The 25,895-nt window shown below is 67.6% G+C and carries 25 protein-coding genes and 1 riboswitch; of the genes, 10 read left to right on the forward strand and 15 right to left on the reverse strand.

All coding sequences use genetic code 11. The features are described from left to right. Position 1: 1 nt before the first annotated feature. The 8 genes from GWK50_RS02110 to GWK50_RS02145 all read right to left on the reverse strand — a co-directional run bounded on the left by GWK50_RS02110 (position 2) and on the right by GWK50_RS02145 (position 6,927). A complete protein-coding gene (locus GWK50_RS02110) occupies positions 2-1,306 on the reverse strand; it encodes a D-amino acid dehydrogenase (RefSeq protein WP_162015074.1) in 1,305 nt (434 codons plus the stop codon). Positions 1,307-1,395: 89 nt separating this feature from the next. Continuing rightward, positions 1,396-1,503: riboswitch (glycine riboswitch) on the reverse strand. Positions 1,504-1,665: 162 nt separating this feature from the next. Then, the gene (locus GWK50_RS02115; protein ID WP_162015075.1) at positions 1,666-2,226 is read right to left on the reverse strand and encodes a YXWGXW repeat-containing protein; all 561 of its coding nucleotides are present in this window, start codon (positions 2,224-2,226) and stop codon (positions 1,666-1,668) included. A 152-nt stretch (positions 2,227-2,378) separates the two neighbouring features. After that, positions 2,379-2,759 carry a hypothetical protein gene (locus GWK50_RS02120; protein WP_162015076.1) on the reverse strand — a complete coding sequence of 127 codons (381 nt, stop codon included), beginning with the start codon at positions 2,757-2,759 and terminating at the stop codon, positions 2,379-2,381. Continuing rightward, positions 2,756-4,096, reverse strand: coding sequence for an AarF/ABC1/UbiB kinase family protein (locus tag GWK50_RS02125; RefSeq protein WP_162015077.1), 1,341 nt, complete (start codon positions 4,094-4,096; stop codon positions 2,756-2,758). Before GWK50_RS02125 ends, GWK50_RS02120 begins: the two co-directional genes overlap by 4 nt. Next, on the reverse strand, positions 4,083-4,637 hold the full coding sequence (locus GWK50_RS02130; protein ID WP_162015078.1) for a DUF2867 domain-containing protein: 555 nt from the start codon (positions 4,635-4,637) through the stop codon (positions 4,083-4,085). The genes GWK50_RS02125 and GWK50_RS02130 overlap by 14 nt, the downstream gene beginning before the upstream one ends. Continuing rightward, positions 4,634-5,482: a TetR/AcrR family transcriptional regulator gene (locus tag GWK50_RS02135; RefSeq protein WP_162015079.1), complete on the reverse strand. Its 849-nt coding sequence runs from the start codon at positions 5,480-5,482 to the stop codon at positions 4,634-4,636. The genes GWK50_RS02130 and GWK50_RS02135 overlap by 4 nt, the downstream gene beginning before the upstream one ends. Positions 5,483-5,673: 191 nt before the next feature. Then, complete coding sequence (locus GWK50_RS02140) at positions 5,674-6,405, reverse strand: helix-turn-helix transcriptional regulator (RefSeq protein WP_162015080.1); 732 nt, start codon at positions 6,403-6,405, stop codon at positions 5,674-5,676. 42 nt (positions 6,406-6,447) lie between these two features. Next, positions 6,448-6,927, reverse strand: coding sequence for a hypothetical protein (locus GWK50_RS02145; RefSeq protein WP_162015081.1), 480 nt, complete (start codon positions 6,925-6,927; stop codon positions 6,448-6,450). 214 nt (positions 6,928-7,141) lie between these two features. Between GWK50_RS02145 and GWK50_RS02150 the strand changes: the two genes are divergently transcribed. Beyond that, the gene (locus GWK50_RS02150) at positions 7,142-7,993 is read left to right on the forward strand and encodes a hypothetical protein (RefSeq protein ID WP_162015082.1); all 852 of its coding nucleotides are present in this window, start codon (positions 7,142-7,144) and stop codon (positions 7,991-7,993) included. A 59-nt stretch (positions 7,994-8,052) separates the two neighbouring features. Further along, complete coding sequence (locus GWK50_RS02155) at positions 8,053-9,984, forward strand: MFS transporter (protein ID WP_162015083.1); 1,932 nt, start codon at positions 8,053-8,055, stop codon at positions 9,982-9,984. Positions 9,985-9,989: 5 nt separating this feature from the next. Here the strand turns inward: GWK50_RS02155 and GWK50_RS02160 are convergent, their stop codons facing one another. Continuing rightward, positions 9,990-11,162, reverse strand: coding sequence for a saccharopine dehydrogenase NADP-binding domain-containing protein (locus GWK50_RS02160; protein ID WP_162015084.1), 1,173 nt, complete (start codon positions 11,160-11,162; stop codon positions 9,990-9,992). Between the two features lie 257 nt (positions 11,163-11,419). Here GWK50_RS02160 and GWK50_RS02165 point away from each other — a divergent pair, with 257 nt between their 5' ends. The 5 genes from GWK50_RS02165 to GWK50_RS02185 all read left to right on the forward strand — a co-directional run bounded on the left by GWK50_RS02165 (position 11,420) and on the right by GWK50_RS02185 (position 14,816). Further along, positions 11,420-11,896, forward strand: a complete 477-nt coding sequence (locus GWK50_RS02165; protein ID WP_162015085.1) for a YiaA/YiaB family inner membrane protein — start codon at positions 11,420-11,422, stop codon at positions 11,894-11,896. A 26-nt stretch (positions 11,897-11,922) separates the two neighbouring features. Beyond that, a complete protein-coding gene (locus GWK50_RS02170) occupies positions 11,923-12,384 on the forward strand; it encodes a hypothetical protein (RefSeq protein WP_162015086.1) in 462 nt (153 codons plus the stop codon). A gap of 11 nt (positions 12,385-12,395) precedes the next feature. Beyond that, entirely contained in the window at positions 12,396-13,211 is an 816-nt protein-coding gene (locus tag GWK50_RS02175) for a DUF2145 domain-containing protein (RefSeq protein ID WP_162015087.1), read from the forward strand. Positions 13,212-13,288: 77 nt separating this feature from the next. Beyond that, complete coding sequence (locus tag GWK50_RS02180) at positions 13,289-14,347, forward strand: zinc ribbon domain-containing protein (protein ID WP_162015088.1); 1,059 nt, start codon at positions 13,289-13,291, stop codon at positions 14,345-14,347. A 76-nt stretch (positions 14,348-14,423) separates the two neighbouring features. Then, positions 14,424-14,816: a DUF3597 domain-containing protein gene (locus GWK50_RS02185; RefSeq protein ID WP_162015089.1), complete on the forward strand. Its 393-nt coding sequence runs from the start codon at positions 14,424-14,426 to the stop codon at positions 14,814-14,816. A gap of 60 nt (positions 14,817-14,876) precedes the next feature. On the opposite strand, the gene GWK50_RS02190 is transcribed toward GWK50_RS02185, so the two are convergent. Genes GWK50_RS02190 through tgt form a run of 3 tightly spaced genes read right to left on the reverse strand, consistent with a single transcriptional unit; the run spans position 14,877 to position 17,987 of the window. After that, positions 14,877-15,566, reverse strand: coding sequence for a glutathione S-transferase (locus tag GWK50_RS02190; RefSeq protein ID WP_162015090.1), 690 nt, complete (start codon positions 15,564-15,566; stop codon positions 14,877-14,879). A gap of 19 nt (positions 15,567-15,585) precedes the next feature. After that, positions 15,586-16,758, reverse strand: coding sequence for an ATP-binding protein (locus GWK50_RS02195; RefSeq protein ID WP_162015091.1), 1,173 nt, complete (start codon positions 16,756-16,758; stop codon positions 15,586-15,588). 56 nt (positions 16,759-16,814) lie between these two features. Beyond that, positions 16,815-17,987, reverse strand: a complete 1,173-nt coding sequence (tgt, locus tag GWK50_RS02200; RefSeq protein ID WP_162015092.1) for a tRNA guanosine(34) transglycosylase Tgt — start codon at positions 17,985-17,987, stop codon at positions 16,815-16,817. Between the two features lie 89 nt (positions 17,988-18,076). On the opposite strand from tgt, the gene GWK50_RS02205 reads away from it, so the two are divergent. Next, positions 18,077-18,559: a universal stress protein gene (locus GWK50_RS02205; protein ID WP_162015093.1), complete on the forward strand. Its 483-nt coding sequence runs from the start codon at positions 18,077-18,079 to the stop codon at positions 18,557-18,559. Between the two features lie 25 nt (positions 18,560-18,584). Here GWK50_RS02205 and GWK50_RS02210 read toward each other — a convergent pair whose 3' ends face one another. The 3 genes from GWK50_RS02210 to GWK50_RS02220 all read right to left on the reverse strand — a co-directional run bounded on the left by GWK50_RS02210 (position 18,585) and on the right by GWK50_RS02220 (position 22,495). After that, on the reverse strand, positions 18,585-18,971 hold the full coding sequence (locus GWK50_RS02210; RefSeq protein ID WP_162015094.1) for a hypothetical protein: 387 nt from the start codon (positions 18,969-18,971) through the stop codon (positions 18,585-18,587). A 200-nt stretch (positions 18,972-19,171) separates the two neighbouring features. Beyond that, on the reverse strand, positions 19,172-20,344 hold the full coding sequence (locus GWK50_RS02215; protein WP_162015095.1) for a phospholipase A: 1,173 nt from the start codon (positions 20,342-20,344) through the stop codon (positions 19,172-19,174). 78 nt (positions 20,345-20,422) lie between these two features. After that, positions 20,423-22,495, reverse strand: coding sequence for a UvrD-helicase domain-containing protein (locus GWK50_RS02220; RefSeq protein ID WP_162015096.1), 2,073 nt, complete (start codon positions 22,493-22,495; stop codon positions 20,423-20,425). A 91-nt stretch (positions 22,496-22,586) separates the two neighbouring features. On the opposite strand from GWK50_RS02220, the gene GWK50_RS02225 reads away from it, so the two are divergent. Together GWK50_RS02225 and katG are read left to right on the forward strand one after the other, a co-directional pair. After that, entirely contained in the window at positions 22,587-23,549 is a 963-nt protein-coding gene (locus GWK50_RS02225; protein WP_162015097.1) for an AEC family transporter, read from the forward strand. Positions 23,550-23,659: 110 nt separating this feature from the next. Next, on the forward strand, positions 23,660-25,891 hold the full coding sequence (gene katG / locus GWK50_RS02230) for a catalase/peroxidase HPI (RefSeq protein ID WP_162015098.1): 2,232 nt from the start codon (positions 23,660-23,662) through the stop codon (positions 25,889-25,891). Positions 25,892-25,895 lie beyond the last annotated feature (4 nt).

The raw sequence follows: 25,895 nt of genomic DNA on the forward strand, positions 1-25,895 counted from the left end.
ATCAGACCGCAGGCAGCAACCGGGGCTGGGGCGTTTGCGGCATGCCGGTGAAGGCGAAATCCACCTCGGGCACGCGACCGCTCACGATGTCGGCCAGCGCCTTGCCCGAGCCGCAGGAATGCGTCCAGCCCAGCGTGCCGTGCCCGGTGTTGAGGAACAGGTTGGGCAGCTGGGTGCGGCCGATCAGTGGCACATTGCTGGGCGTGGCAGGGCGCAGGCCGGTCCAGAACTCGGCGCGCGTGGTATCGCCCGCGCCGGGGAAGAGCTGCTCGACGCGGCGCACGATGGCCTCGCAGCGTACCTGGTTCAGGTTGCGGTCGTAACCGTTGAGTTCGGCCGTGCCGGCAATGCGCAGGCGGTCGCCTTGTGCGCTGGTGTAGCGCGAGAACACCAGCTTGTACTCGTCGTCCGTCAGGCTCACCTGGTGCGCCAGGCGCGCATCCTTCACCGGCAGCGTGACCGAATAGCCCTTGGCCGGGTAGATGGGCAGGCGGATGCCCAGCGGCTGGGCCAACAGCGGGCTGAACGAGCCCATGGCGAGCACATAGGCGTCGCCGCGCATGCGCTCAAAGCGCCCCTCGGCGTTGGTCAGCTCCACATGGTCGATTTCGCCGCCCGCCGTGCGCAGCGCCGTGATGTGCGCGCCCATCTGGAAACGCACGCCGGCCTGCTTGCAGAGCTTGGCCAGCTCGCGCACGAACAGGTTGGCATCGCCCGATTCGTCCTCGGCCGTGTAGGTGGCCCCCGCCAGTTGCGGGCGGATGTGGCGCAGCGCAGGTTCGATGCGCACCGCCTCGTCGGCGCTGATGACCTGGCGCTCGCAGCCCAGCTGGCGCATCTGTTCGGCCGGGCCGAGCGCGCCGTCGAATTCCTTGGGGTCGGTATAGAAATGCAGGATGCCCTGCGTGCGCTGGTCGTACTGGATGCCGGTGTCGCGGCGCAACTGCTGCAGCGCGCTGCGGCTGTAGGTGCCCAGGCTGACGATCTGCCGGATGTTGTGGCGCGTGCGCTCGGGCGTGCAGTTGCGCAGGAAGGACAGCCCCCAGAGCCACTGGCGCATATCGGCACGCAGGCGGAACAGCAGAGGTGCGTCCTCCTGGCCCAGCCACTGCAGCACCTTGAGCGGTGCGCTCGGGTTGGCCCAGGGCTCGGCGTGGCTGACCGAGATCTGGCCGCCGTTGGCGAAGCTGGTTTCCGCGCCGGGCGTGGCCTGGCGGTCGATGACGGTCACTTCGTGACCCTGTTGCTGGAGGTAGTAGGCCGAGGTCACGCCGAGCAAGCCGGCGCCGAGGACGATCACGCGCATTTTGAGAGCCTTTTAAGGTTCTGGCGCTTGTCAGGCGTGCGCGAGCAGCTATATTTTTGATAGCGTGCAGTTGGCGCGTCTGCCAAGCTGCCGCTCCCCCTGTCCCTGTTACCTGAGAGATTCACGCCGTGCCAACGCGGCACGGGGCTTGCTCCTTCGGTGCGCCACGGCTGTGGCGGCTCTCCAGACGGCTTTGATGATGGTGCAGTACGGAACCTGAGCGTGTATGGGAGTTTGCGCCTTCGGTGAGGCGGCATGGGCCGCCTGCTCTCCTGCATGGACCATTCTAGGCGCGCGTGCTGGCTAATGCATCACAACAGATGCTTATGGGGCATCGGCCGCGCGCGGCGCGCGAGGCGTCAGTTGCGGTAGGGATTGCCCGGCTGCCGATCGTAGCGGTTGGGCACGCCATCGCGGTCCCGGTCGCCACGGGGATGGCCTCGGCCTCGGCCATCGGGTGTCGGGTCGTGGCGGTTGGAAATACCGTCGCCATCACGGTCCCGATCCCGATGGTCGGGTACACCGTCGCGGTCACGGTCCGCGTAGGGGCGGTGGGGCATGGGGCGGCCATCGGGCGTCGGGTCGTAGCGGTTGGGGATGCCGTCATGGTCGCGATCCCAGCCGCCCGGTTGCATGTGCCACCGGCCGCCGCGTTCCACCCACTCGGGCGCACGGTAGCGGTAGCCGGGGCGTGCCTTGATCCAATAGCCTTCTACCCACACATGATGGTGGCCGCGCCACTCCCAGTGGCCGGGCACCCAGACCATGTTGCGTCGGGGGGGCGGCATTACCTCGTAGCGTGGTGGCGGCGGGGCCGTCTGGATGACGATGGTGGCCGTGGTGCGGGCCTGCACGGGGGCTGTGAATGCGCAGAGCGCCAGCAGGGCAATGGAAGCAGCGGCCAGGGTGGTGCGTGCCATGGGGGTCTCCTCACAAAGGATTCCTTGCGGAACCGGAAGCTCTATCGTGCGGGAATTGCGTAAAGCCAATGTAGCTGTCCGGCGAAGAGTTGTGTAGGCATGTTTCCCGAAACGCTATTGGGCGGCGTTGCCGTGATATTTCGCACACGGCGTCAGCGCCAGCCCACCAGGGCACTGACCACCAGCAAGGCGCACCAGGCCGGGTGTCGGCCCTTGGTGGCGAAGCCCACCAGCAGCGCGCAGGCCAGCAGGGCGAGCGTAGTGGTGTGGGCGACCCATGCCGCAAGATCTATCTCCCAGGGGTCGCTACCCAGGCGCCAGAGCAGTGCGCTCAGGGCCCAGCCCAGCACGGTCACCAGATGCCAGGAAGCCCACAGGATGCGCACCTGCCGCTCGCGCAAAACCGGGTACCCGGCCGTGGGAACAAGCCCGTGTGTGCGTAGCGTGCGAAAGACCAGGACTTCGCCAAGCACGGAATGGATCAGGCCGACCAGGGCGAGGCCTGCGGCTGCCAGGAGGAGCGGGTTGTTCATGGCAAGGAGCTTTCAATGGCGGTTTCAGGAATACCAGCGGCGCGGGTGTGCACCCGTGCCCCGAGCCGGGTGAGCAGGTGCATCAGGCCCATCCACATGCGATCGAACGCGGGCATCTCGCCCGGCACCTGCGCCAGATGGCGCCCCAGCACGCGCTGGTGCTCCGGGGGCGTGATGGGGGGCGGTTGCTTGGTGCTGAAATCGAAGACGGCCTGGGTGAAGGGCTCCAGCTGCCAGGCCTGCATGTCGGCCAAGGCCGGGGCCAGCTCGGCGCTGTAGGTTGCCAGCGCCAGGTCGGGCCCGGCCAGCCCCAGCGCCTGGTAGGCCTGCAGCACCAGGGCGTCACGCTGCGGGTCGGCGGCGGGTCGCAGCAGCGCCGACCAGGCGCGTGTCATCTGTGTCCGAAAGCCTTCCGAGAGCTCCCGCGTGCAGCCGAAATCGAGCACGCCCACCGTGCCATCGGCGTCGAACAGGAAGTTGCCGGGGTGCGGGTCGGCATGCACCCGGCCCAGCACGAAGATGCAGTGCATGAACCAGTCCCACAGGTGTTGCCCGGCCCGGTCGCGCAGCGCCTGCGTCGGTTCGGTCGCCAGCCAGGCGTCCAGGTGCAGCCCCGGCAGGTACTGCTGCGTGAGCACCTGGGCCCTGGTGTGCGACAGGAGGGGCCGCGCCATCGCCACGCCGGGCAGCGCGGCATGCTCGGCGAACCATTGCAGTTGCTCGGCCTCCTGCAGGTAGTCCACCTCCCGCAGCAGCGTGGCCTCGATCTCGTCCATCACGCTGTCCATCACCGGATCGGTGGGCAGCGGCAGATCGGTGTGGGCCAGTGCACGCAGTGCCGCGCGCGCCAGTTGCATGTCGCTGGCGATGGTGGCGGCGATGCCGGGGTACTGCACCTTCACGGCCACCAGGCCCTCGCCAGGCAACTGTGCGCGGTGCACCTGGCCCAGGCTGGCGGCGGCAAAGGCAGTGGGCTCGAAATGCGCGAACAGCGCCTCGGGCTCCTGCCCGAAGGCCTGGCGGAACACCCGCCCCACCAGGGCGCGGTTGAGCGGCAGCGCCTGGTGCTGGGCGCGCGCCAGCTCGCGGCGCACACCCTCGGGCAGCAGCGTGGGGTGCATGCTCAGCAACTGTGACACCTTGAGCGCCGTGCCACGCAACTGCCCCAGCGCACCAAAGAGGATGCGGCCCACGGCGGCCTCGTGTTCGGCCTGCGCCTGGGGCGACGGCGTGCGCAGGCGCTGGCCCAGGCGGGCGGCGCCAATGCGTGCCGCCGCCACGCCCGTGATGGCGCCGCGCGCGAGCCGGCTGGTGCGCGGCGCGTCAGCGCTGTCCATGGTCCGCCAGCCGCTGCAGCATGGCGCGCACGATGCGGCGATGGAAGGGCGTGACGACCGTCATGTAGGCCTGCCCCAGCGCGTTGTGGATGTGCACCACGGTGCTGACCGCGAGCGTGGCGGGCGCATCGCCCGGGCGGTGCTTGCTCAGCGACACCTGCACGTCGAGGTGGCTGTCGTCCTGCCCCAGCACCACTTCGGTGTCGCTGAGGTGGCGGATCAGGAAGATGCCCACGCGGTCGCCCACGCGGTAGCTGCCCGCGTCGCCCGGGGCTTGGCCGCTGGCGAGCGGGTGCGCGTCGTGCAACTGGCCCAGGTCCTTCAGGCCCACCAGGCGCACCAGCCGGTTGCGCAGGGCCATGAGCTGCTGCGTCCAGCGCGGCGTGCGGGCCACCACGTCCAGCCAGGTCTGCAGCGCCGTGCGGGCGGGGTGGGGGTCGGCCACCTCGTAGGCGTCGAAGAAATGCGCGCCGGGCAAGGCGGCGTGGATGGCCGTGCCGGGTGGGATGCCGATGGAGCGCACGGTGGCGGGGGGCGTCATGCGGCCTTCTTTCTGCGCGGGGTGGCAGGGGTGGCTGCCGCGGTCGTGGCGCGCGGCTTGCGCGGCGCACGGGTGGCGTTGGACTTGGGCGGTGCGGCGGGAGCCGTGGCTGTGCGGGGGGGGCTGCCCATCGCCCGCTGTGTCATCTGCAGCGCACCCAGCAGGCTGCCCCCGTGCTGGGCCAGGCGCGCCATCTGGCTGCGCAGCACAAAGCCACCCAGTTGCAGCGCTCGGTTGACGAGGCCGCTGCGCAGGGTTTGCACCAGCAGGCCCAGCGACAAATCCACCAACTGCGCGGTGTCGGCGAATTCGTCGGAAGTGTCGGCCAGCCAATAGCTCACCACCCCGGCAAGGTAGTCGGTGTAAAGCCCGCCAGCCATGCCCTTGAAGTCGCAGGGCTCGATCTCGCCCGCCGCTTCGGCGGCTTCCAGAAAGCTGGTCACCGCCTCGCGCAAAGCCTGGCGTGCCGCCAGGGGCTCGGCCAGCAGGGTCAAGGGGGAGCGCCGGGCCAGCGCGCGCACTTGGGTCACGAACTCGCGGTCGGGCAGCAGACCTTCGAGCACAGCGTCCGTCAGGCGCTGGAGCTTCTCCTGCAACTGGTAATCGGCGAAGCAGGGCGTCTGCAGGGTGTCGGCCAGCGCTTGCTGCACCACCGCGTCGAGGTAGCCCAGCACGATGCGGTCCTTGGTGGGAAAGTACTTGTAGATCGTGGCGTCGCCAATGCCGGCAGAGCGTGCGATGTCCTTCATCGTCGTGCCGTCGAAGCCCTGGCGGGTCATCAGATCCACCGCGCTGGCCAGGATCTGCCGGCGCGTGGCGTCTTGCTGTTGGCGGGTGGTTTTCATGCTGCTATTCTTTAAATTGCAAATTGCTGTATTTAAAGAATAGTAATTTCTGTTTATGGTGTCAAGCAGTGCCAAGCCGACGCGAGTAAGCGGCCAGGGTGCGCAGAATATGGAAGTGTTTTTGCCCCTGGCGCCCGTCAAACAAGCGCCATGTGCTATCAAAAAATGAGTAATTGGCGCCGCAGGAGCGCTCAGCGCCGCATGTGGGCAAAAGCCTCGAACTCCCAGCTGCGCAGGGCCAGCAGCAGGGTGTAGCCCTCGCGCTGGGGCTGCGGCAGGCGCTGGTCGGCCAGGTGTTGCTGGGCAAAGTCCTGGGCCACGCGCTGCATGCGTTCCATGAAGGCGGGCGCCAGGGCGCGGCTGATGCTGCCGTGTACCAGCAACACGCCTTCACCGGGGCCGTCGAAGCCGCCCGCGAAGTAGTCGAGCAGCGCGTGCTCGCGGAAGTAGTTCATCACCGGGCCGTGCGCTCGCCAGCGGAAGGTCTTGGCCAGCTTGAGGCGGTAGCGGTTCAGCGGCCGCAGTTCGATGATGCCGATGCGGTCGAGCTGGGCCAGGTACTTGATGCCCTCGGCCTCGCTCAGGCGGTAGGTGGCCACGATCTGCTCCAGCGTCCACTGGCTGAGCACCGAGATGGCCACCAGCAGCAGCTTCTTGTCGCTGACCACGGCCTTTTCCTGCTCCTGGGTCAGTTCCTGGAGCAGCGGCTGGTTGTCGGCCACGCGCCGCGCCAGGTCGGCGAAGTCCAGCGCCAGGGCGCGGCAGATCGCGTCGATGCGCGACAGCGGCATGTCGCCCTTGGCCAGCATGCGCTTGACGCTGGACTCGGCCATGCCGAGCTGCTGCGCCAGGTCGGCATAGGTCATCTGGGCGGCCTTGAGTTCCTTCTTCAGGGCCGTGACGAGGTCGGCGGTGGTGCTCATGGGCACCGATTATGGAGACCCGCTGTCGGCGTCGTCAGTCTTTCATTCGCACACGGCCTGGCACTGGGCCGGATCGCTGGCGCAGGAGGCCGGCACGGTGCAGGCCTTGCGCGTGCGGTGCGTGAGCTGCACGTCCGGGCCGTAGTGGCAGACCACGGCGGTGATGGAGCCCTTCTTGGTCACGCGCATCGACGTCAGGCTTGATTTCGCGATGACCGGGGCGGGGGTCTCGCACGACAGGTAGCCGTCGAAGGCGCCATCGGCAGATTCCCACAGCGCGGTGTTCTTCATGCGGCGAAATACTTCGTAGTCGGCGCACGGGCCGGTCTGGCCCTGGTAGGCCTTGCTGTCGTCGCCGCAGAAGCCGTGGAAGCTGGCGAGCAACTGTCCCTCGGTTGGGCAGGCGTTGACCTGGCGCATTTGTTCCTGTGTCGGGCAGGAGAGGGTTTGCGCTTGGGAGGCGAAGGCGGCCAGCAGCAAAGCCAGCGGGCCGAGGCGGCGGAGATTTCGGAAGGTGTGCATGGGGCGACTGTACGGATTTCCGGGGCCGCGCTGCCTTGACCCATATCAAGCGACGCCCAGCGGTGCGCGGGTTCGGGTGGTGGACGCCGCAGCATCGGTATCAAAAATGGATACCGATGGTGGGTCTGGTGGCGTCTGTGGCAACTTTTGGGCCGTGCGGCTGGCTTCGACCAGGAGACTGCGCCCATCGCAACCACTTGACCAGGAGGGCCCCATGCGCACCCCCACCATTCTTCCCGCCGCACACCGGCGCCGTATGTCCCCCGCCGAAGTCGGCCTGCTGTGCGCCGGGCTGGTGCTTCTGGCTCTGGCCCTGTGGGGGCCGGTGCTGCATGCCAGCCCGCACCAGCATGCCTTTGCCGATCAGCGCACGCTGTGGGGCATCCCTTGCGCGCTGGATGTGCTGAGCAACCTGCCGTTTGCCTTGGCGGGTGCCTGGGGGCTGGTGCTCCTGGGCCGTGTGCGGTCGGGGGTGCTGGATGGCGCCACGCGTGCCACGGCCCGCTTGTTCTGCATGGGTCTGGTGCTGACGGCGGCAGGTTCGTCGTGGTACCACTGGCAGCCCGACGATGCCGGGCTGTTGTGGGACCGCCTGGGCATGACGGTGGCGTTTGCCGGCATGCTGGGGCTGGCTGCAGCCCAGCGGGTGAGCTCCCGTGCTGGGGGCACCACCGCGATGGTGGTGCTGGCCGCCGGGCCGCTGGCCGTGCTGTGGTGGGCCCATACCGGCAACCTGCTGCCCTGGGCCGTGGTGCAACTGGGCGGCATGTTGCTGGTGCTGGCCTTGGCCTGCCTGCCGCAGCGTGCCGGCGCATGGGTGGTGCCCCTGGGGGCAGTGATCGCCTGGTACGGCGCGGCCAAGCTGCTGGAGCTGTCCGACCACGCCGTGTACGAAGCCACAGGCCAGTGGTTGGCAGGCCACAGCCTCAAGCACCTGGCGGCTGCCGGGGCGGCCTGGCCGGTGCTGCGCGCGTTGCATTCGGTTACGGCCAGGGGGCATGCTCCGGCCATGGTCGGCGGGCACAATGGCGCCCCATGCCCGCGTGTCGCCTGCAGCCCGCACTGACAGCGCCCCGCCCGCCACAACAAGAAGCCAAGAAGAAGCCCAGAAGCACGGAGAGACGCATGAGCACACCCGCACCCCAAGCCCATGGCAGCGGCCATGAGGATCCGAACCAGTTCGCCCTGCTGCGCCAGCGGCGCTTCGCGCCCTTCTTCTGGACGCAGTTCTCCGGCGCCGCGAACGACAACCTGTTCAAGTTCGCCTTCACGGTGATGGTGACCTACCAGATCAACGTGGCCTGGCTGCAGCCGGCCATGGCGGGCCTGGTGATCGGCGCGCTGTTCATCCTGCCCTTCCTGCTGTTTTCGGCCACCAGCGGGCAACTGGCCGACAAGTACGACAAGAAGGTGCTGATCCGCTTCGTCAAGCGCCTGGAGATGGCCATCATGGCGCTGGCCGCCTGGGGCTTTTTCTCGCACAACGTGCCGGTGCTGCTGGGCTGCACCTTCCTCATGGGGCTGCACTCCACGCTGTTCGGGCCGGTCAAGTTCGCCTACCTGCCGCAGGTGCTCAACGAGCGCGAGCTGACCGGCGGCAACGGCATGGTGGAGATGGGCACCTTCGTGGCCATCCTGCTGGGCAACGTGGCGGGCGGGCTGATCATCGCCGTGCCCGAGATCGGCGCGCACCATGTGGGCTTTGCCTGCGTGGGCGCAGCCATCGTGGGGCGGGTGCTGGCCGAGTTCATTCCCTCGCTGCCCGCCACCGATCCGGGGCTCAAGGTCAACTGGAACCCGGTGAGCGAGACCTGGCGCAACCTCAAGCTGGCGCACCAGAACATCGTGGTGTTCCGCTCGCTGCTGGGCATCAGCTGGATGTGGTTCTTCGGCGCCGTGTTCCTGAGCCAGTTCCCCAGCCTCGCCAAGGAGGTGCTGCACGGCAACGAGCAGGTGGCTTCGCTGCTGCTGGTGGTGTTCTCGGTGGGCATCGGCATCGGCTCGCTCTTGTGCGAGGTGCTCTCGCGCCGCCATGTGGAGATCGGCCTGGTGCCGCTGGGCGCCATCGGCATGAGCGTGTTCTCCATCGACCTGTACTTTGCCTCGCGCAGTCTGCCCCCCGCCGAGATCATGGGTCTGGGCGCCTTCCTGGAGCAGGGCGCGCACTGGCGCGTGATGCTGGACCTGGCGCTGCTGTCGCTGTTTGCGGGCCTGTACAGCGTGCCCATGTACGCACTGATCCAGATGCGCGCCCAGCCCACGCACCGCGCGCGCATCATCGCGGCCAACAACATCCTCAACGCGCTGTTCATGATCGCCAGCTCGCTGATCGCCGGCGCGCTGCTGGGCGCGGGCTTCACCGTGCCGCAGATCTTCCTTTTCACCGGCCTGGCCAACGCCGTGGTGGCGTTCTACATCTTCCTGCTCGTGCCCGAATACCTGCTGCGCTTCGTGGCCTGGGTGCTCTCGCGCTTTGTGTACCGTTTCAAGGTGCAGGGCGATGAGTACCTGCCCGCGCAAGGCTCCGCCGTGCTGGCCTGCAACCATGTGAGCTTTGTCGATGCCGTGCTGCTCATGGCCGCCAGCCCGCGCCCCATCTACTTTGTGATGGACCACCGCATCTTCCGCATCCCGGTGCTGGGCTGGCTGTTCAAGCTGGCCAAGGCCATCCCGGTGGCGCCCTACAAGGAAGACCCGCAAACCTACGAGGCCGCCTTCGAGCGTGCCGCCCAGGTGCTGCGCGAGGGCGACCTGCTGGCCATCTTCCCCGAGGGCGGCATCACCCGCGACGGGCAGTTGCAGCCCTTCAAGGGCGGCATCGTCAAGATCCTGGACCGTGCCCGTGCCGACGGCCTGGACGTGCCCGTGATCCCCATGGCGCTGACCAACCTGTGGGGCTCGTACTTCAGCCGCATCGAGCAGGGCGGCGCCATGGTGCGCCCGTTCCGGCGCGGCCTGTTCAACCGCGTGGGGCTGAACGTGGGCGCGCCCGTGCCGCCCGCACAGGCGCAGCCCGAGGCCCTGCAGGCGCGCGTGGCCGGTCTGCTGCAGGCGTGAGGCGTCTATTCGACGCTGAACGTCAGCCCAGCATTCGCCTGCAGCCGATCGATCAGCGCCTGGCCCAGCGCCGGGGCGGTGGTCCAGATGCCGCCGGGCGTGCCGCGGTTCTCCAGCAGGCACACGGCGGCCTCGGCGATCATCTTGGAGGTCGAGCCGTAGCCGGGGTCGCGGTCGCCCGTCACCGCCACGCTCAGGCGGTGGCCCTGGGCATCTTCGCCGAGGAACAGCACGTCGTAGTGCCCGGCTTCGCGTTCTTCACGCGAGGGTCCTTCGCCAGGTTTGGGGCCGCTGTCCGAACCCAGCGATTTGTCGGCCGCCACGGCGTTGGCAAAAGCCTCGCCCTTGGCGCCTGGGCCGGTGACCAGCATCTCGTCGTACACAAAGTCCGCGCCATAGGCATGGCCCAGCAGGAAGTTGGAGCGGTGCACGTTGCGCGTGTTGATGGCCGCCATGACGAACGGTGCCACCCAGACACCTTCGCCCAGGGCCTCGTCCACCATGGGCTTGGCGCCCGAGGGCTGGCGCGGGCCGGTGAAGCCGGGTGTGAGCGCGAACGGGTCGCGCAGCAGGTCGAGCACGCCGGGCTCGCTGGCGGCAGCGGCCAGCGTGGCCTTGAGGCTCGCGGCCGTGCCGCCCGAGAAGGTGCCCTTCATCTTGCGCACGCGGCCGCGCACGCGGTGGGCGGGCTGGCCGAAACGCGCCTTCATTTCGGTTTGCAGCAGGAACACGCCCAGGTCGAACGGGATCGAGTCGAAGCCGCACGAGAACACGATGCGCGCGCCGCTGGCCTTCGCCTGGGCCTCGTGCGCGTCGATCATGCGGCGCATCCAGGCAGGTTCGCCGCACAGGTCCACGTAGTCCACGCCGGCCTTGGCGCAGGCGGCCACGAGTTCGTTGCCGTAGAGCTGGTAGGGGCCCACGGTGGTCAGCACCAGGCGGGTGCTGTCCAGCAGCGCCTGCAGGCTGGCGGCATCGGTGGTGTCGGTCACGACGAGCGGGGTGTCGGCCGGAGCGCCGAGTTCGTCGCGCACGGCGGCGAGCTTCTCGGCGCTGCGTCCGCCCATGGCCCAGCGCATGCCGCTGCCCGCGGGGTAGCGCTGCAGCAGGTATTCGACGACGAGGCGGCCGGTGAAGCCGGTGGCGCCGTGGACGACGAGGTCAAAGGGTTTGGTCATGGCATGTCTCTTTCTCGGTTGTTTGCGCGGCAGGGGCGCGAACGGCGATTGTGAAAGAGGCGTGTCGTGCACGGGTGTCGCGTACGCGCCGGCCGCTGCCGACACAGGGTTTTTGTGCGGCATACGGGCTCAAAGTATCGAAAAGCGATACTTCGAGGGTTGAGTGGGAGCGCTTTGTCATCCAGGCACGGACAGCGCAGCGCCGCACCGGCACCATGCGGCCCATGTTCAACCACGGCCCCAGTGCCCAGACCGCCATGTCCTCTGCTCCCATCGTCGTCCAGCGTGATACCCGTGCCTGGCAGCTCCAGGTCTGGGTTTCCTTCGGCATTGCCGTGTTCCTCTGCGCCGTCGGTCTGGCCTGGCTGCCGGGCGAGCCACTGGAGCAGGTGTTCATGGTGATGGGCTATGTCTTCTGCCTGTCCACCGTGTTCGCGCTGGCCAAGTTCGTGCGCGACAACGCTGGCAGTCGGCGCGATGCGGGAGATACCCCGCTGTGGAAGCTGGTCGTCTGGGGTGGCTTTGCCGTCGCCATGGGCCTGACCGGCTGGGGACTGCTGGGCATGGACATCAACGTGACCTACAAAGCCTTTCTCGGCGTGAGCTGGCTGTACCTGGTGACCACCGCGTTCACGCTGGCCAAGATGCTGCGCGACCGCCACGAGGCCGACCTGCTCGAAGCGCGTCTGCAGGGCCGCCGCGAGGCCACCCGCGCCGCCGCCAGTGCCGAATGATGTGTACGAACCCAAAGGAGTGAACCATGACTGCATTGCTGAACAAAACCCTGGCCCGCCTGTGGCTGGCGGCATGCCTGGCCGGTGCCCTGGTGTCGGCCCCGGCGCGTGCCCAGAGCGAGGCCTCGGCCGCACTCTCGTTGCTGCCCGTGGCCTCGGTGGTGGGCACGGCCTCGGTGGGCGCTGCGGCGTCCGGCGCGGTGGTCGCCTTGCCTGCCGCGCTGTCGGTGGCCGGGGCGGTGCTCACCGTGAAATCCATCGAGGCCTCGGCCGTGGGCACGGTATATGTGCTGGAGCGGGCCTCCGACGGTGCGCGCGTCAGCGTCGAGCTGGCGGGGCGCGGCGTGGCGGCCTCCGCTTACGGTGTGGGCACGGTAGTGACTTGCAGCGTGATCGGCACCGGCGTGGTGCTGTCGGTGGCGGGCGAGGTGCTGGCCTTCGTGCCCAACGCCCTGGGCCGCGCCCTGCTGCACAACGAACGCCTGTGAGGAACAGCGCCATGGCACGTTGCACCGTTCCCCTCACCGCGCTGACCCTGGCGGCGCTGTTGCTGGCCGCCGCGCCGGCCCATGCGGGCCGCTCCTGCGAGGCGCGCAAGCCCACGCCCCAGCTCATCGAACGCGGCATGCAACTGGCGCAGCAGACGGCAGCCGCGCTCGACGCCGAGCATGCGCGCAGCGGCGCCCGCGTGGTGGTGCTGGGCCGCGCCGGGCAGGACCTGGGCAAGTATGGCCTGCGCTACTCCCACCTGGGCTGGGCCTACAAGACGCCCGAGGGGCCCTGGCGCGTGGTGCACAAGCTCAACGAATGCGGCAGCGCCGTGGGCCACCTGTACCGCCAGGGGCTGGGCGAGTTCTTCCTTGACGACCTGTGGCGCTACGAGGCCGTCTGGGCCGTGCCCACGCCGGAGGTGCAGCAGCGCCTGCTGCCGGTGCTGGAAGACAGCGCCCGCGCCCGCGCGCTGCAGCACGCGCCCTACAGCATGGTCAGCTACGCCTGGGGGCGCAAGTACCAGCAGTCCAACCAGTGGGCGCTGGAGACCCTGGCCCTGGCCATGGAGCCCGACAGCGTGCGCACGCGCGACCAGGCCCAGGCCTGGCTGCAGTTCAAGGGCTACCAACCCAGCGTGCTGAAGATCGGCGCGCTCACGCGCCTGGGCGGGCGCATGGGCTCGGCCAACATCGCGTTCGACGACCACCCGAGCGAGCAGCGCTTCGCCGACCGCATCGAAACCGTCACCGTCGATTCGGTGCTGGCCTGGCTGCCGCGGGCGCAACTGGCATCCAAGCCCGTGGTGTTTTCCGTGAAATATTGAATCAAATCGGGCGCTAACGCTTGACGGTAAAGCGCTATCAGCTATCAAATTGGTAGTGCATCAACGAGAGGGGAATCATGAGCAAAGCATTGCGACTGTCTGAAAAATGGTTCCGTCGCGGCCTGTGGCTGGTGGCGGTGGTGTTTGCGGGTTTCCTGATCGGCCTGGGCGGCACCATCGTGGGCGACCTGCCCAAGGTAGAGACGCCGCTGCAGGTGGATGACTTTCTGGACCGTGCCGAGGCCGAGAAGCTGCGCGCGCAAATCCGGGACCAGCGCCAGGCCGAGCAGGATGCGCAGACCGCGCTGGAGCAAGCGCAACTGCAGCGCAGCAAGGCGCGCAGCGAAAGCCAGGCGGCGCGCGAGACCTTCAACAACTGGCTGGCCGCGCGCAGCGTGACGCAGCGGGTGGAGCACGACCCGGAGGTAATGGCGCGCACCAAGGTGCTGGATGGGCTGAAGCAGACCGAACAGCGCACGCAGCAGGCGGTCGAGGCGCAGCAGCAGGCCTTGCTCGATGCCCGCCAGGCCGCCACGGCCGCGCAGCGGCAGCTCAGCCGCATGGAATCCAGCGCTTATGAGAAGCTGGGTGTGGAGCGCCGCAAGGTGGAGCTGCGCGTCTTTCTGTACCGCCTGGCGCTCACACTCCCGCTGCTGGTGGTGGCAGGCTGGCTGTTCGTGAAGAAGCGCAAGGGTACCTACTGGCCCTTTGTCTGGGGCTTCATCTTTTTCGCGCTGTTCGCCTTCTTCGTCGAACTGGTGCCCTACCTGCCCAGCTATGGCGGCTATGTGCGCTATGTGGTGGGCATAGCCATCACGGTGCTGGTGGGGCGCTACGCCATCCTGGCGCTCAACCGCTACCTGGAGCGCCAGAAGCAGGCCGAATCCATGCCCGACCAGGAGCGCCGCAAGGAGCTGGGCTACGACGTGGCCCTGGCGCGCCTGGCCAAGAATGTGTGCCCAGGTTGCGAGCGGCTGGTGGACCTGAAAAACGAGAAGATCGACTTCTGCCCGCACTGCGGCATCGGTCTGTTCGATCGCTGTGGCCATTGCAGCACGCGCAAGAGTGCCTTTGCCCGTTTCTGCCATGCCTGCGGCACGGGGGCCCAGTCGGGCAGGCCTGCCACAGAGGTGTGATAGAACCCCACCGGACACCCTGCAGGCCTGCAGCGTGTCCGGTTCTGTTCCACCCTGCTACAGGAGGTAATACCCCATGGGTTTTTTCGCCAAGATTTTTTCCAAGATTTTCCCCTCGGCCAAGGCCGAAGAAATAGTGGCGGCGCCGCCTGCTGCAGCGTCTGGTGCTGCCCCTGCGGCATCCCCCGTGCCCGCAGGCCCGGCTTCCATCCCGCTGGGGGAAGTGGCCCCCATTCTGGACGCCATGCCCGGAGCCAAGGGGCTGAACTGGCGTACCTCCATCGTGGACCTGCTCAAGTTGCTGGGGCTGGACAGCAGCCTGTCGGCCCGCAAGGAACTGGCGGCCGAACTGGGCTACTCTGGCAACGATGAGCCTGGTTCTGCTGCCTGGAACATCTGGCTGCACAAGCAGGTGATGAGCCGCATTGCCGCCCACGGCGGCACGCTGCCCCCCGAGCTGCTGGACTGACAACCCGCTCCGCACGGCGGCCCCGGCTCCGGCGCAGGGGCTGTCTTCCCGCTGGGCTGTTCAGCCCCCCATCACCACCGGCCCACCCTTGGCCAGCGCGCGCTGGTAGGCCGGGCGCTGCTGCATGCGCTCGCGGTAGGCCAGCAGGTGGGGGTGGTGCGATGCAGCGTCGGTGCGCGCGAGGGCGGCCTCCACGGCAAAGCTCATCTGGAAGTCCGCCATGCTCAGGTGCTCGCCCGCAAACCAGGCGTGCTGCGCGAGGTGGCCCTCCATGAAGTCCAGTGCGGTGCTCAGGTTGGGGTCGATGAGTTTTTTCTGCACCTGATCGCACAGCGTGCGCGCAATGGGGCGCACAAAAAAGGGCATGGGTTGCGTGGGGATGGTGAGGAACACCAGCTTCATCACCAGCCAGTTCATCAGAGATCCTTCGGCGTAGTGCATCCAGAAGCGGCACTGGCGGTGCTCGGGCGTGCCGGGCTGGGGCACCAGGTGCGCCAGATCGGCCGGAGCGCCGCAGGCAAAGCGTTCCGCCAGGTATTCGATGATGGCGCCCGATTCTGCGATCACGTCGTCTCCGTCGGTGATGACCGGCGACTTGCCCAGAGGGTGTACGGCCTTGAGTGAGGCGGGCGCCAGCTTGGTGCGCGGGTCGCGCCGGTACAGCCGCAGGTCATAGGGCACGCCCAGTTCTTCCAGCAGCCACAGGACGCGCTGCGAGCGCGAGGTTTCGAGGTGGTGTACGGTCAGCATGCGTGCCATGGTAGCGGGATTATGGATAGGCCCTCATGGCAAGTTCGTGGCACAACGTGGCCAGCGGCATAGCCTGCACGCCATGGCCCAGGGGGAAGGGTTCGTCGCCGGGGTAGATGACCAGTTTGCGCGTGGGTTGCAGGTCTTCGCAGGCGCTGTGGAAACCGCGTTCGACCTTGGGCGCGAGGCTGCGCTTGACTTCGATGGCCCAGCATTCGCCGCTGGGCCAGTTCAAGAGCAAATCGACCTCAGCGCCGCCGCTGGTGCGGTAGAAGTGGGCGCTGGCGCTGGTTCCTGCGGCGGTGATGAGATTCTCCAGCACAAAGCTCTCCCAGCTCGCGCCCACGACGGGGTGGCCCAGCAGCGCCTCTTCGTCGGGCAGGCCCAGCAGTGCGTGCAGCAAGCCGCTGTCACGCACATAGAGTTTGGGCGATTTGGTCAGGCGTTTGCCCAGGTTGGCGTGCCAGGGTTCCAGTCGCCGCACCAAAAACATCTCGACCAGCAGATCCAGGTAGCGGTTGACGGTGCGCATGTCCAGGGCGAGGCTGCGTGCCAGCACCGAGGCGTTGACCAATGCCCCTTGCTGATGGGCCAACATGCCCCACAGGCGGCGCAATGCCTCGGAGCCTACGCGCCCGCCAAACAGTGGGATGTCGCGCTCCACATAGGTGCGAATGAAATCTTGCCGCCAGCGCAGGCTGGCGGCAGGGGTGCGGGCGAGATAGCTTTCAGGGAATCCGCCCCGTACCCACAGGCGCGTGTGCTCGGCCTCTGGCAGTTCCTGGACGTTGAAAGGAGTCAGCTCGCGGTAGGCGATACGCCCCGCCAGGCTCTCGCCGGCTTGCTGCAGCAGATCGAGTGAGGCGGAACCCAGCAGCAGGTACAGGCCACTGCGTCGGCCGCTGCGCCGTGCCCGGTCAATCAGTCCGCGTAGCACTGGGAACAGGCCAGGAACGCGGTGCACTTCATCCAATACGACCAGCCTGTCCAGACGCTCTGCCAAGTAGAGCTCCGGCGATGCGAGTTTGGCGCGATCCAGCTCTGATTCCAGATCAAGATACACGTTGTCGGACTGCTGGGCCAGTTCGTGCGCAACGGTGGTTTTGCCCGCCTGGCGGGGCCCCAGAAGGGCTACAGCAGGGGTGCTGGCCAGGTCTTCGCGCAGACTGGCCATGATTTTTCGCTCAAACATTCTTGCATTTTATGCATGTACATGTCGAAAATGCAAGGATAAGCGTAACCGCAAAATTAAACTCCCCGCGCCCGATCTGCCTTGAACTGCGCCCGAAATTCGCCAAAGCGCCCGGCGTCCAGCGCCTCGCGCACTTCGCGCATCAGGTTCAGGTAGTAGTGCAGGTTGTGCACGGTGGTGAGCATGGGGCCCAGCATCTCGCCGCAGCGGTCCAGGTGGTGCAGGTAGGCGCGCGAAAAGCCGCCGCGCCCGCCAGCGTCCCAGGCTACGGCGTCCTTGCCCGCGCAGGCGTGGCAGGTGCAGCTGGTATCGAGCGGCTGGTGGTCGGCCTTGTGGCGCGCGTTGCGGATCTTCAGGTCGCCGTAGCGCGTGAAGATGGTGCCGTTGCGTGCGTTGCGCGTGGGCATCACGCAATCGAACATGTCCACGCCTTGGGCCACGCCTTCCACCAGGTCTTCGGGCGTGCCCACGCCCATCAGGTAGCGTGGCTTGTGGGCGGGCAGGCGGTGCGGCGTGTGCGCCATGATGTCCAGCATCTCGTCCTTGGGCTCGCCCACGCTGACACCGCCCACGGCGTAGCCGGGGAAGTCCATGGCCACCAGGGCTTCGAGCGATTCCTGGCGCAGGTTCTTGTACATACCGCCCTGAACGATGCCGAACAGTGCGTTTGGATTGCCCAGGCGCTGGAACTCGTCCTTGGAGCGCTGGGCCCAGCGCAGGCTCATTTCCATGGACTTGCGCGCTTCGTGCTCGGTGGTCTTGTGGCCGTTGGTTTCGTAGGGCGTGCACTCGTCGAGCTGCATCACGATGTCGGAGTTGAGCACCGTCTGGATCTGCATGCTCACCTCGGGCGACATGAAGAGCTTGTCGCCGTTGACGGGCGAGGAAAAGTGCACGCCCTCTTCGGTGATCTTGCGCATGGGCCCCAGGCTCCAGACCTGGAAACCGCCCGAGTCGGTGAGGATGGGCTTGTGCCATTGCTCGAAGGCGTGCAGGCCGCCAAAGCTCTGCATCACGTCCAGCCCAGGGCGCATCCACAGGTGGAAGGTGTTGCCCAGAATGATTTGCGCGCCCATGTCGTGCAGGCTCTGGGGCATGACACCCTTGACCGTGCCGTAGGTGCCCACGGGCATGAAGATGGGCGTTTGCACCACGCCATGGTTGAGCGTGAGGCGGCCGCGACGGGCGTGGCTGCCCGTGTCGGTGGTGAGGAGTTCAAACTGCAGCATGGGCGCGATTGTCCCAGATGGACGCGGTCGTGCGGTGCACACGTCCGGGCCCGCTACACTGGATCAAGCACATCACAAAAGGAATTGCCATGCCCCGAATCCTTATCGCCGTTGACGGCTCGGAACTCGCGCTCGATGCCGTGCACCACGCGGTGCAGTTGACCCGTGACGGCCTGCAGGCCGACTTCGTGCTGGCCAATGTGCAGGAGCCGGCCTCGCTGTACGAGCTGGTGGTTTCGCGCGACCCCGACCTGATCGCCGCCGCCAGCATCGAGGCCGGCGAGCACCTGATGGCCTCGGCCCGCGCCCTGCTCGACGAGGCCGGCCTGGACTACGTGACCGAAGTGGGCGTGGGCGACCCGGCGCACACGCTGGTGGACATCGCCGAGAGCACGGGCTGCGACATGGTGGTGATCGGTGCGCGCGGTCAGGGGGCGCTGAGCAGCGCGCTGCTGGGTTCGGTGTCGCAGGAACTGGTGCATGCCAGCCCGGTGCCAGTGACCGTCGTCAAGCACGCTGAGGTGCTGGAGGAAGGCGAAGAGGGCGAAGAAGACGCTGAGCCATCCACCTGATGGGTGAGAGGCGCTGGCCGTGGTTTCAAGCGGCTTTGCGGAACGGCTCGCGCGGCGCCTGCAGCTTGCCGTGGGGCAGGGTGGACAGGCGCGAAAACATGCGGCGCACATAGCCACGCACCCACAGGCACTTGTTCAGCTCATCCACGGGCAGCGGGCCGGAGACGACCACGATGTCGTTGGCCACTTCCTGCGCGCCCGCAGCGCGCAGGCGGCGGCGCATGTTGCTGGCCCAGGACTGGATGCGCGTGGGGCTGCCGTGCTGGTGCACCTGGCCCGTGTGCATGTCGAACGCGATGGCCACGGTGTCGGTCTTGAGCTTGAAGCGCCGCTCGCCGGTGATGGCGCTGGGGGCCTCACGCATGTCATACAGGTAGTAGCTGCCTGCCTTGAGCTGGTATTGCAAGTCCATGGGTCGTCATCTCCGATGGCTGAATTGTCCGGTCTGTGGCCACCCGCAATGCGTTGGAATAAAGGCGGTAATGTGCCGCTTATCGCCGACACGCCGTCACGGGCCGCCGGGCGCGCTGCGGATTGTCGCGTGGGGACATGTCCGTCACAAGAAAACCGGCATGCGATTGCGTAACGGCTTGTGTCAGATCAGCTGATCCCTCAAAAGTCCACCAGGCTCAGGCCCAGGGTGAACACGGTGCGCTTGCGGTTGTAGTCCACCAGGCTGTCGCCGTAGCCGCTGAAGAGCTGGGTGTGCAGGCGCAGGTTGCTCTTGCCGCCGCCCAGCCCTGCGCCCAGGCTTTGCATCCATTCCAGCCGCACCGAGCCGCGCGAGGTGGACGAGAGCGAATGGCGCAGCGTCACGCCCAGGGTGTGGTCGCGGTTCAGGTTCCAGAAGGCGGACAGTTCGCCCCGGCCCACGTAGTCGCTGATACCGGGGTTGTCGTCGCTCTCGGCCTTTTCGGGGATGCGCTTCCAGATACGCGCATTCACGCTCCATTGGTTGCCCAGCTCCATGCCAGTCATCAGGTAGGTGCGGTTCCAGCTGCGCGACAGCGGCAGGCTCTGGCCGTTGGACTGGTGCACCACGCCGATGCCGCTGTAGCGCCAGCGCCAGCCCCAGGGGAGCTGCGCGTCGGTGGGATACACGTACATCACCTCGGGCGCGTGGTCGGTGGTGCGGAACGGGCGCGAGATGTGCGGGCTGAACAACTGCCAGTACGACTGCTGGGTGTAGCCAAACCACAGCGAATCCTTGTGCGTGGGGTGGTCCTGCGTGAGCAGGCTTTGCGCAATCTTGGTGCGCACCGAAAGCTGCAGGCGCGCTTCGGTGCTGCGGTAGGCCACGCTGGAGAGGGCGGTGTGCTCGGGCGCGGGGGAGCTGGGCTGGCGGTTCACGCTGTCGGAGGCCACCACCGAGGCGCTCAGCGGCCGGTAGCCCCGAAAGCGGAAGGTGCCGCAACTGCTGCCCATCTCCAGCTCCCAGAAGCGCGACAGCTCGGAATACTGCGTGTCGCGGCAGCCCTCGACCTGGGCCACCTCGATCATGCGCGTGGCAGGCAGGGTGGTGTCCACCGGGTCGGGCAGTCCGCTGGGGGGCTCCTGGGCAGCCGCTTGCGCACTGCTGGCGGCGGGGGCCTGCCAGGCCTGCTGGCCGGCCCAGGCATCAAAACAGGCCAGGCGCTGGGCGCTGTCGGCCAGCGCGGTGCAGCGCTGCCAGGCGGGGTGGGTGGGGTCTGCGGCGCTGCTGGCCTGGGCCAGTGGCGCGGCCAGCGCACCAGCCAGCACCACACCTGCGGCCTTCAAGGACGGAGAACGAGGGGATGGGAGCATGGCGGAAATTGAAGTAAAAATGGGCTGCAGCGCTTATTCTACAAGCGCAATCAGCTATAAAAACAGTAGCAAAATGCGTCAAACCACCGGGGGCTCGGCGCGTTCCTGGGCCTTGCGTGCGAACTCGGCGCGCAGGGCCTTGAGCTTTTCGCGCGGGTCTTCGCGCGCGGTGGTGGCCGACAGCGCCATCTCGGCGATGAAGCGGCTGGGCTGGGCCGCCACCATCTCGCGGCCCTTCTTGCGTTTTTTCGTCCAGCTCACGGCCAGCGTGCGCTGCGCGCGCGTGATGCCCACGTACATCAGGCGGCGCTCTTCCTGCAGGCGGGCGATGGTGTCGTCGCTCAGCTTTTGCTGGCGCCCGTCGTCGTCATCCAACTTGAAGGGCAGCATGCCCTCGGTCACGCCCGCCAGGATCACATGCGGCCACTCCAGGCCCTTGGAGGCGTGCAGTGTGGAGAGCGTCACCACGTCCTGGTCCTTCTCGCGCTCGGACAGGGTGGACAGCAGCGCGATGTTCTGCGCCACCTCCAGCAGGCTTTTGGTTTCCATCTGCGTGGTGGCGCCCGCCGTGTCGTCGATCTGGCCGCCCGCGCGCTGCGCCATCCAGTCGCAGAACTCCAGCACGTTGCTCCAGCGCGCGGCCGCCAACTTCTCGCTGTCCTCGCCGTCGTAGAGGTGCTTTTCGTAGCCGATCTCCTGCAGCCATTCGGTCAGAAAGGCGCGCGCCGCCTCGGCCCCCCGGGTCTGGCGCGCGCGGTACTCCAGGTCGTTGATGTAGCGGCCAAACTCGTGCAGGCCGTCCAGCGCACGCCGGGGCAGGGTGGCGGGCAGCATGGGGGAAAACAGCGCGGCAAACAGGCTGGTGTGGTGGGCCGTGGCAAAGGCGCCGAGCTGCCCCAGCGTGGTGTGGCCGATGCCGCGCTTGGGCGCGGTGATGGCACGCAGAAACGCCGGGTCGTCGTCGCTGTTGATCCAAAGCCGGAACCAGGCGCACAGGTCGCGGATTTCAGCACGGTCAAAAAAGCTCGTTCCGCCCGACACCTTGTACGGGATGTTGGCCTTGCGCAGCGCCTTCTCGAACGGCTTGGCCTGGTGGTTGGCGCGGTACAGGATGGCGAAGCTCTTCCAGTCCGGCGGCGGGTTGGCGGCGGCGCGCAGGCCCTGCAGGCGCGCCACGGCGCGCTCGGCCTCGTGCTCCTCGCTGTCGGCGTCCACCACGCGCACTGGCTCGCCCTCGCCCAGCTCGCTGAACAGCGTCTTGGGGAACAGCTTGGGGTTGGGCCCGATCACGTTGTTGGCCGCACGCAGGATGGCGCTGGTGGAGCGGTAGTTCTGCTCCAGCTTGATGACCTTGAGCTGCGGGTAGTCCACCGGCAGTTTTTTCAGGTTGTCCAGCGTGGCGCCGCGCCAGCCGTAGATGGACTGGTCATCGTCGCCCACGGCGGTAAAGCGCCCGCGCTGCCCCACCAGCAGCTTGAGCAGTTCGTACTGCGTGGCGTTGGTGTCCTGGTATTCGTCCACCAGCACATGGCCGAGCTGCTGCTGCCACTTGGCGCGCACCTCGGGGTGGTCGCGCAGGAGTTTCAGCGGCAGGCTGATGAGGTCGTCGAAGTCCACGCTCTGGTAGGCCGTCAGCCGCTCCTCGTAGCGCTGCATGATGAGGGCAATGCTGCGCTCGTGGTCGTCCTTGGCCTGGGCCAGGGCCTGCGTGGCGTTCAGGCCCATGTTCTTCCACAGGCTGATGGTCCACTGCCACTGGCGCGCCGTGGCGGCGTCGGTGGTGCCGCCCGCAGCGTCCTTCAGGATGCTGGTCACGTCGTCCTGGTCCAGGATGCTGAACTGGGGCTTGAGGCCCAGCACCTTGCCGTCCTCGCGCACCATGCGCACGCCCAGTGCGTGGAAGGTGCACACCACCACGTCCTTGGCCGCCTTGCCGATCAGCCCCTTGGCGCGCTCGCGCATCTCGGCCGCCGCCTTGTTGGTGAAGGTGATGGCCGCAATGCGCTTGGGCTCCATCCCCTGCTCGATCAGGTGCGCAATCTTGTGCGTGATCACCCGCGTCTTGCCCGACCCGGCGCCGGCCAGCACCAGGCAGGGCCCGCTGGTGAAACGGACGGCCTGGAGCTGGGCGAGGTTGAGACCGACAGACATGGGGTGGCGCAAGGGGCAAAGCGCTGGATCATACCGGCGCAAGCCAGGGGTCAGGCATGCCCTGGGCACTGCTGAGACAATCCCAGGCACCGTGCTCTCCATCCTGCTCGTCACCTTCCCCTTTTTCGCGCTTGTGCTCGCCGGCTACCTGGCGGCGCAGCGGCGCATGTTGCCGCTGGAGGCCATTCCGGGGCTCAACGGCTTTGTGCTGTTCTTCGCGCTGCCGTGCATGCTGTACCGCTTTGGCTCGACCACGCCGATCGCGCAGTTGCTCGACCTGTCGGTGGCGGCGGTGTACCTGCTGTGCGGCCTGGTGCTGGTGGCGTTTGCCATTGCGGTGACGCGCAACGAGCGCATCCGCTGGAACGATGCGGCCTTTGGCGCGCTGGTGGCGGCGTTTCCCAATTCAGGCTTCATGGGCGTGCCGCTGCTGGTGGCGCTGCTGGGTGCGCAGGCGGCCGGGCCGGTGATTGTGATGATCGTGGTGGACATGGTGGTCACCAGCTCGCTGTGCGTGGCGCTCTCGCGCCTGGACGATGGCCAGGGCCATGGCCGCGCCGCCATGCTGGACGCTGCGCGCAAGGCGCTGCGCGGTGTGGCCGCCAACCCCATGCCCTGGGCGATTCTGGGCGGCGCGCTGGCCTCGTACCTGGAGTGGCGCCTGCCCGCGCCGGTGGAAAAGACCGCCTGGCTGCTGGCCGATGCGGCCTCGCCGGTGGCGCTGTTCACCATTGGCGCGGTGCTGGCGCGGTCCCAAATCCAGGCCAGCCACCCCATGCCGGTGTCGGACTACCTGCCCGTGGCGCTGATGAAGCTGCTGCTGCACCCGCTGCTGGTGCTGGCGGTGGGGGCTACGGCCATGCAGTGGGGCGCGGGGCTGAGCCCCTTTGCGCTCACGGTCATGGTGCTGACCGCCGCGCTGCCCAGCGCCAGCAACGTGTCGCTGCTGGCCGAGCGCATGGGTGCGGACAACGGGCGCATCGCGCGCATCATCCTGGTGACGACGGCGGCCTCCTTTCTCAGCTTTTCGGCGGCGGTATCTCTGGTGCAGTGACTGCCCGGCACGGGTTTTTGCTATCTGTTTGATTGGTTCAATTGCTTTTACACGGCGATTGATCGTGCCTAAAGTAAGGGTTCTTCCATTGCACCCCCAGGAGAACCACCATGAGCGACCACGCCACCCCATCCGCCGCCCAATGCCCTTTCCACGCCGTGGCCCGCGCCAGCGCCCGCGCGACGCAGGGCGCACGCTCGCACCGCGACTGGTGGCCCGAGCAGTTGAACCTGGGCATCCTGCACCAGCATGCACCCGCATCCAACCCGTTGGGCGCGGACTTTGACTATGCCCAGGCCTTTGCCGGGCTGGACTATGCGGCGCTCAAGGCCGACCTGACGGCGCTGATGACCGACTCGCAGGACTGGTGGCCCGCCGACTGGGGCCACTACGGCGGCCTGTTCATCCGCATGGCCTGGCACAGCGCGGGCACCTACCGCACGGGCGACGGCCGGGGCGGTGCCAGCACCGGCAACCAGCGCTTTGCGCCCGTCAACAGCTGGCCCGACAACGGCAACCTCGACAAGGCGCGCCGCCTGCTCTGGCCCATCAAGCAGAAGTACGGCAACGCCATTTCCTGGGCCGACCTGATGATCCTGGCGGGCAACGTGGCGCTCGAATCCATGGGCTTCAAGACCTTTGGTTTTGGCGCGGGCCGCGTGGACATCTACCAGCCCGAAGAAGACATCTACTGGGGTGCCGAGACCGAATGGCTGGCCACCAGCGACAAGCCCGGCAGCCGCTACAGCGGCCAGCGCGACCTGGAGAACCCGCTGGCCGCCGTGCAGATGGGCCTGATCTACGTGAACCCCGAGGGCCCGGACGGCAACCCCGACCCCGTCGCCTCGGGCCGTGACGTGCGCGAAACCTTTGCCCGCATGGGCATGAACGACGAGGAAACCGTGGCCCTGGTGGCGGGCGGCCACACCTTTGGCAAGGCCCACGGCGCGGGCGACCCGGCCCTGGTGGGCCCCGAGCCCGAGGCCGCACCGCTGCAGGCGCAGGGCCTGGGCTGGATCAACCGCTTTGGCAGCGGCAAGGGCGCAGACACCACCACCAGCGGCATCGAAGGCGCCTGGAAGCCCCACCCCACCACCTGGGACAACGGCTACTTCGACATGCTGTTTGGCTATGAGTGGGCGCTCACCCGCAGCCCGGCAGGCGCCAAGCAGTGGGTAGCGCAAAACGTGCGGCCCGAGCATCTGATCCCGGATGCGCACGACCCGTCCAAAAAGCACCCGCCCATGATGACCACGGCCGACCTGTCGCTGCGCATGGACCCGGTGTACGAGCCCATTGCGCGGCGCTTCCACCAGAACCCACAGGCCTTTGCCGACGCCTTTGCGCGCGCCTGGTTCAAGCTCACGCACCGCGACATGGGCCCCAAGGCGCGCTACCTGGGCCCCGAGGTTCCTGCCGAGGAGCTGGTCTGGCAAGACCCCATCCCCGCCTGCGACCACGCGCTGGTCGATGCGCAGGACGTTGCTGCGCTCAAGGCCCAGGTGCTGGCCAGCGGCCTGCCGGTGGCGGCGCTGGTGTCCACCGCCTGGGCCTCGGCTTCCACCTTCCGTGGCTCGGACAAGCGCGGCGGCGCCAATGGTGCACGCATCCGCCTGGCACCGCAAAAGGACTGGGAAGTGAACCAGCCCGCCCAATTGGCGCAGGTGCTGGCGGTGCTCGAAGGCATCCAGCAGCGCTTCAACGCCGCGCAGACCGGCGGCAAGAAGCTCTCGCTCGCCGACCTGATCGTGCTCGCCGGTGGCGCCGCCATTGAGGCCGCTGCCCAGGCCGCAGGCCACGCGGTGACGGTGCCCTTCACCCCCGGCCGCATGGACGCCGCGCAGGCGCAGACCGATGTGGAATCCTTCGCCGTGCTGGAGCCCCAGGCCGACGGTTTCCGCAACTACCAGAAGGCCAGCTACCGCGTGCCGGCCGAGCAGTTGCTCATCGACAAGGCGCAGCTGCTCACCCTCAGCGCGCCCGAGATGACGGCGTTGGTCGGCGGCCTGCGTGTGCTCGGCGCCAACGTGGGGCAGGCAGCGCATGGCGTGTTCACGCAGCGCGTGGGGCAGCTCAGCAACGACTTCTTCGTGCACCTGCTGGACATGGGCACCGTGTGGCAGCCCACGTCCGAGGCGCAGGAGCTGTTCGAGGGCCGCGACCGTGCCAGTGGCGCGCTGCGCTGGACGGCCACGCGTGTGGACCTGGCTTTTGGCTCCCATTCGCAACTGCGCGCGCTGGCCGAGGTCTATGCCCAGGCCGACGGGCAGGCGCGCCTGGTGCGCGACTTCGTGGCCGCCTGGGTCAAGGTCATGGAGCTGGACCGCTTCGACCGCCGCTGAGCGC

It is taken from the genome of Acidovorax sp. 210-6 (assembly GCF_010020825.1).
Classification (GTDB): Bacteria; Pseudomonadota; Gammaproteobacteria; order Burkholderiales; family Burkholderiaceae_C; genus Simplicispira; species Simplicispira sedimenti.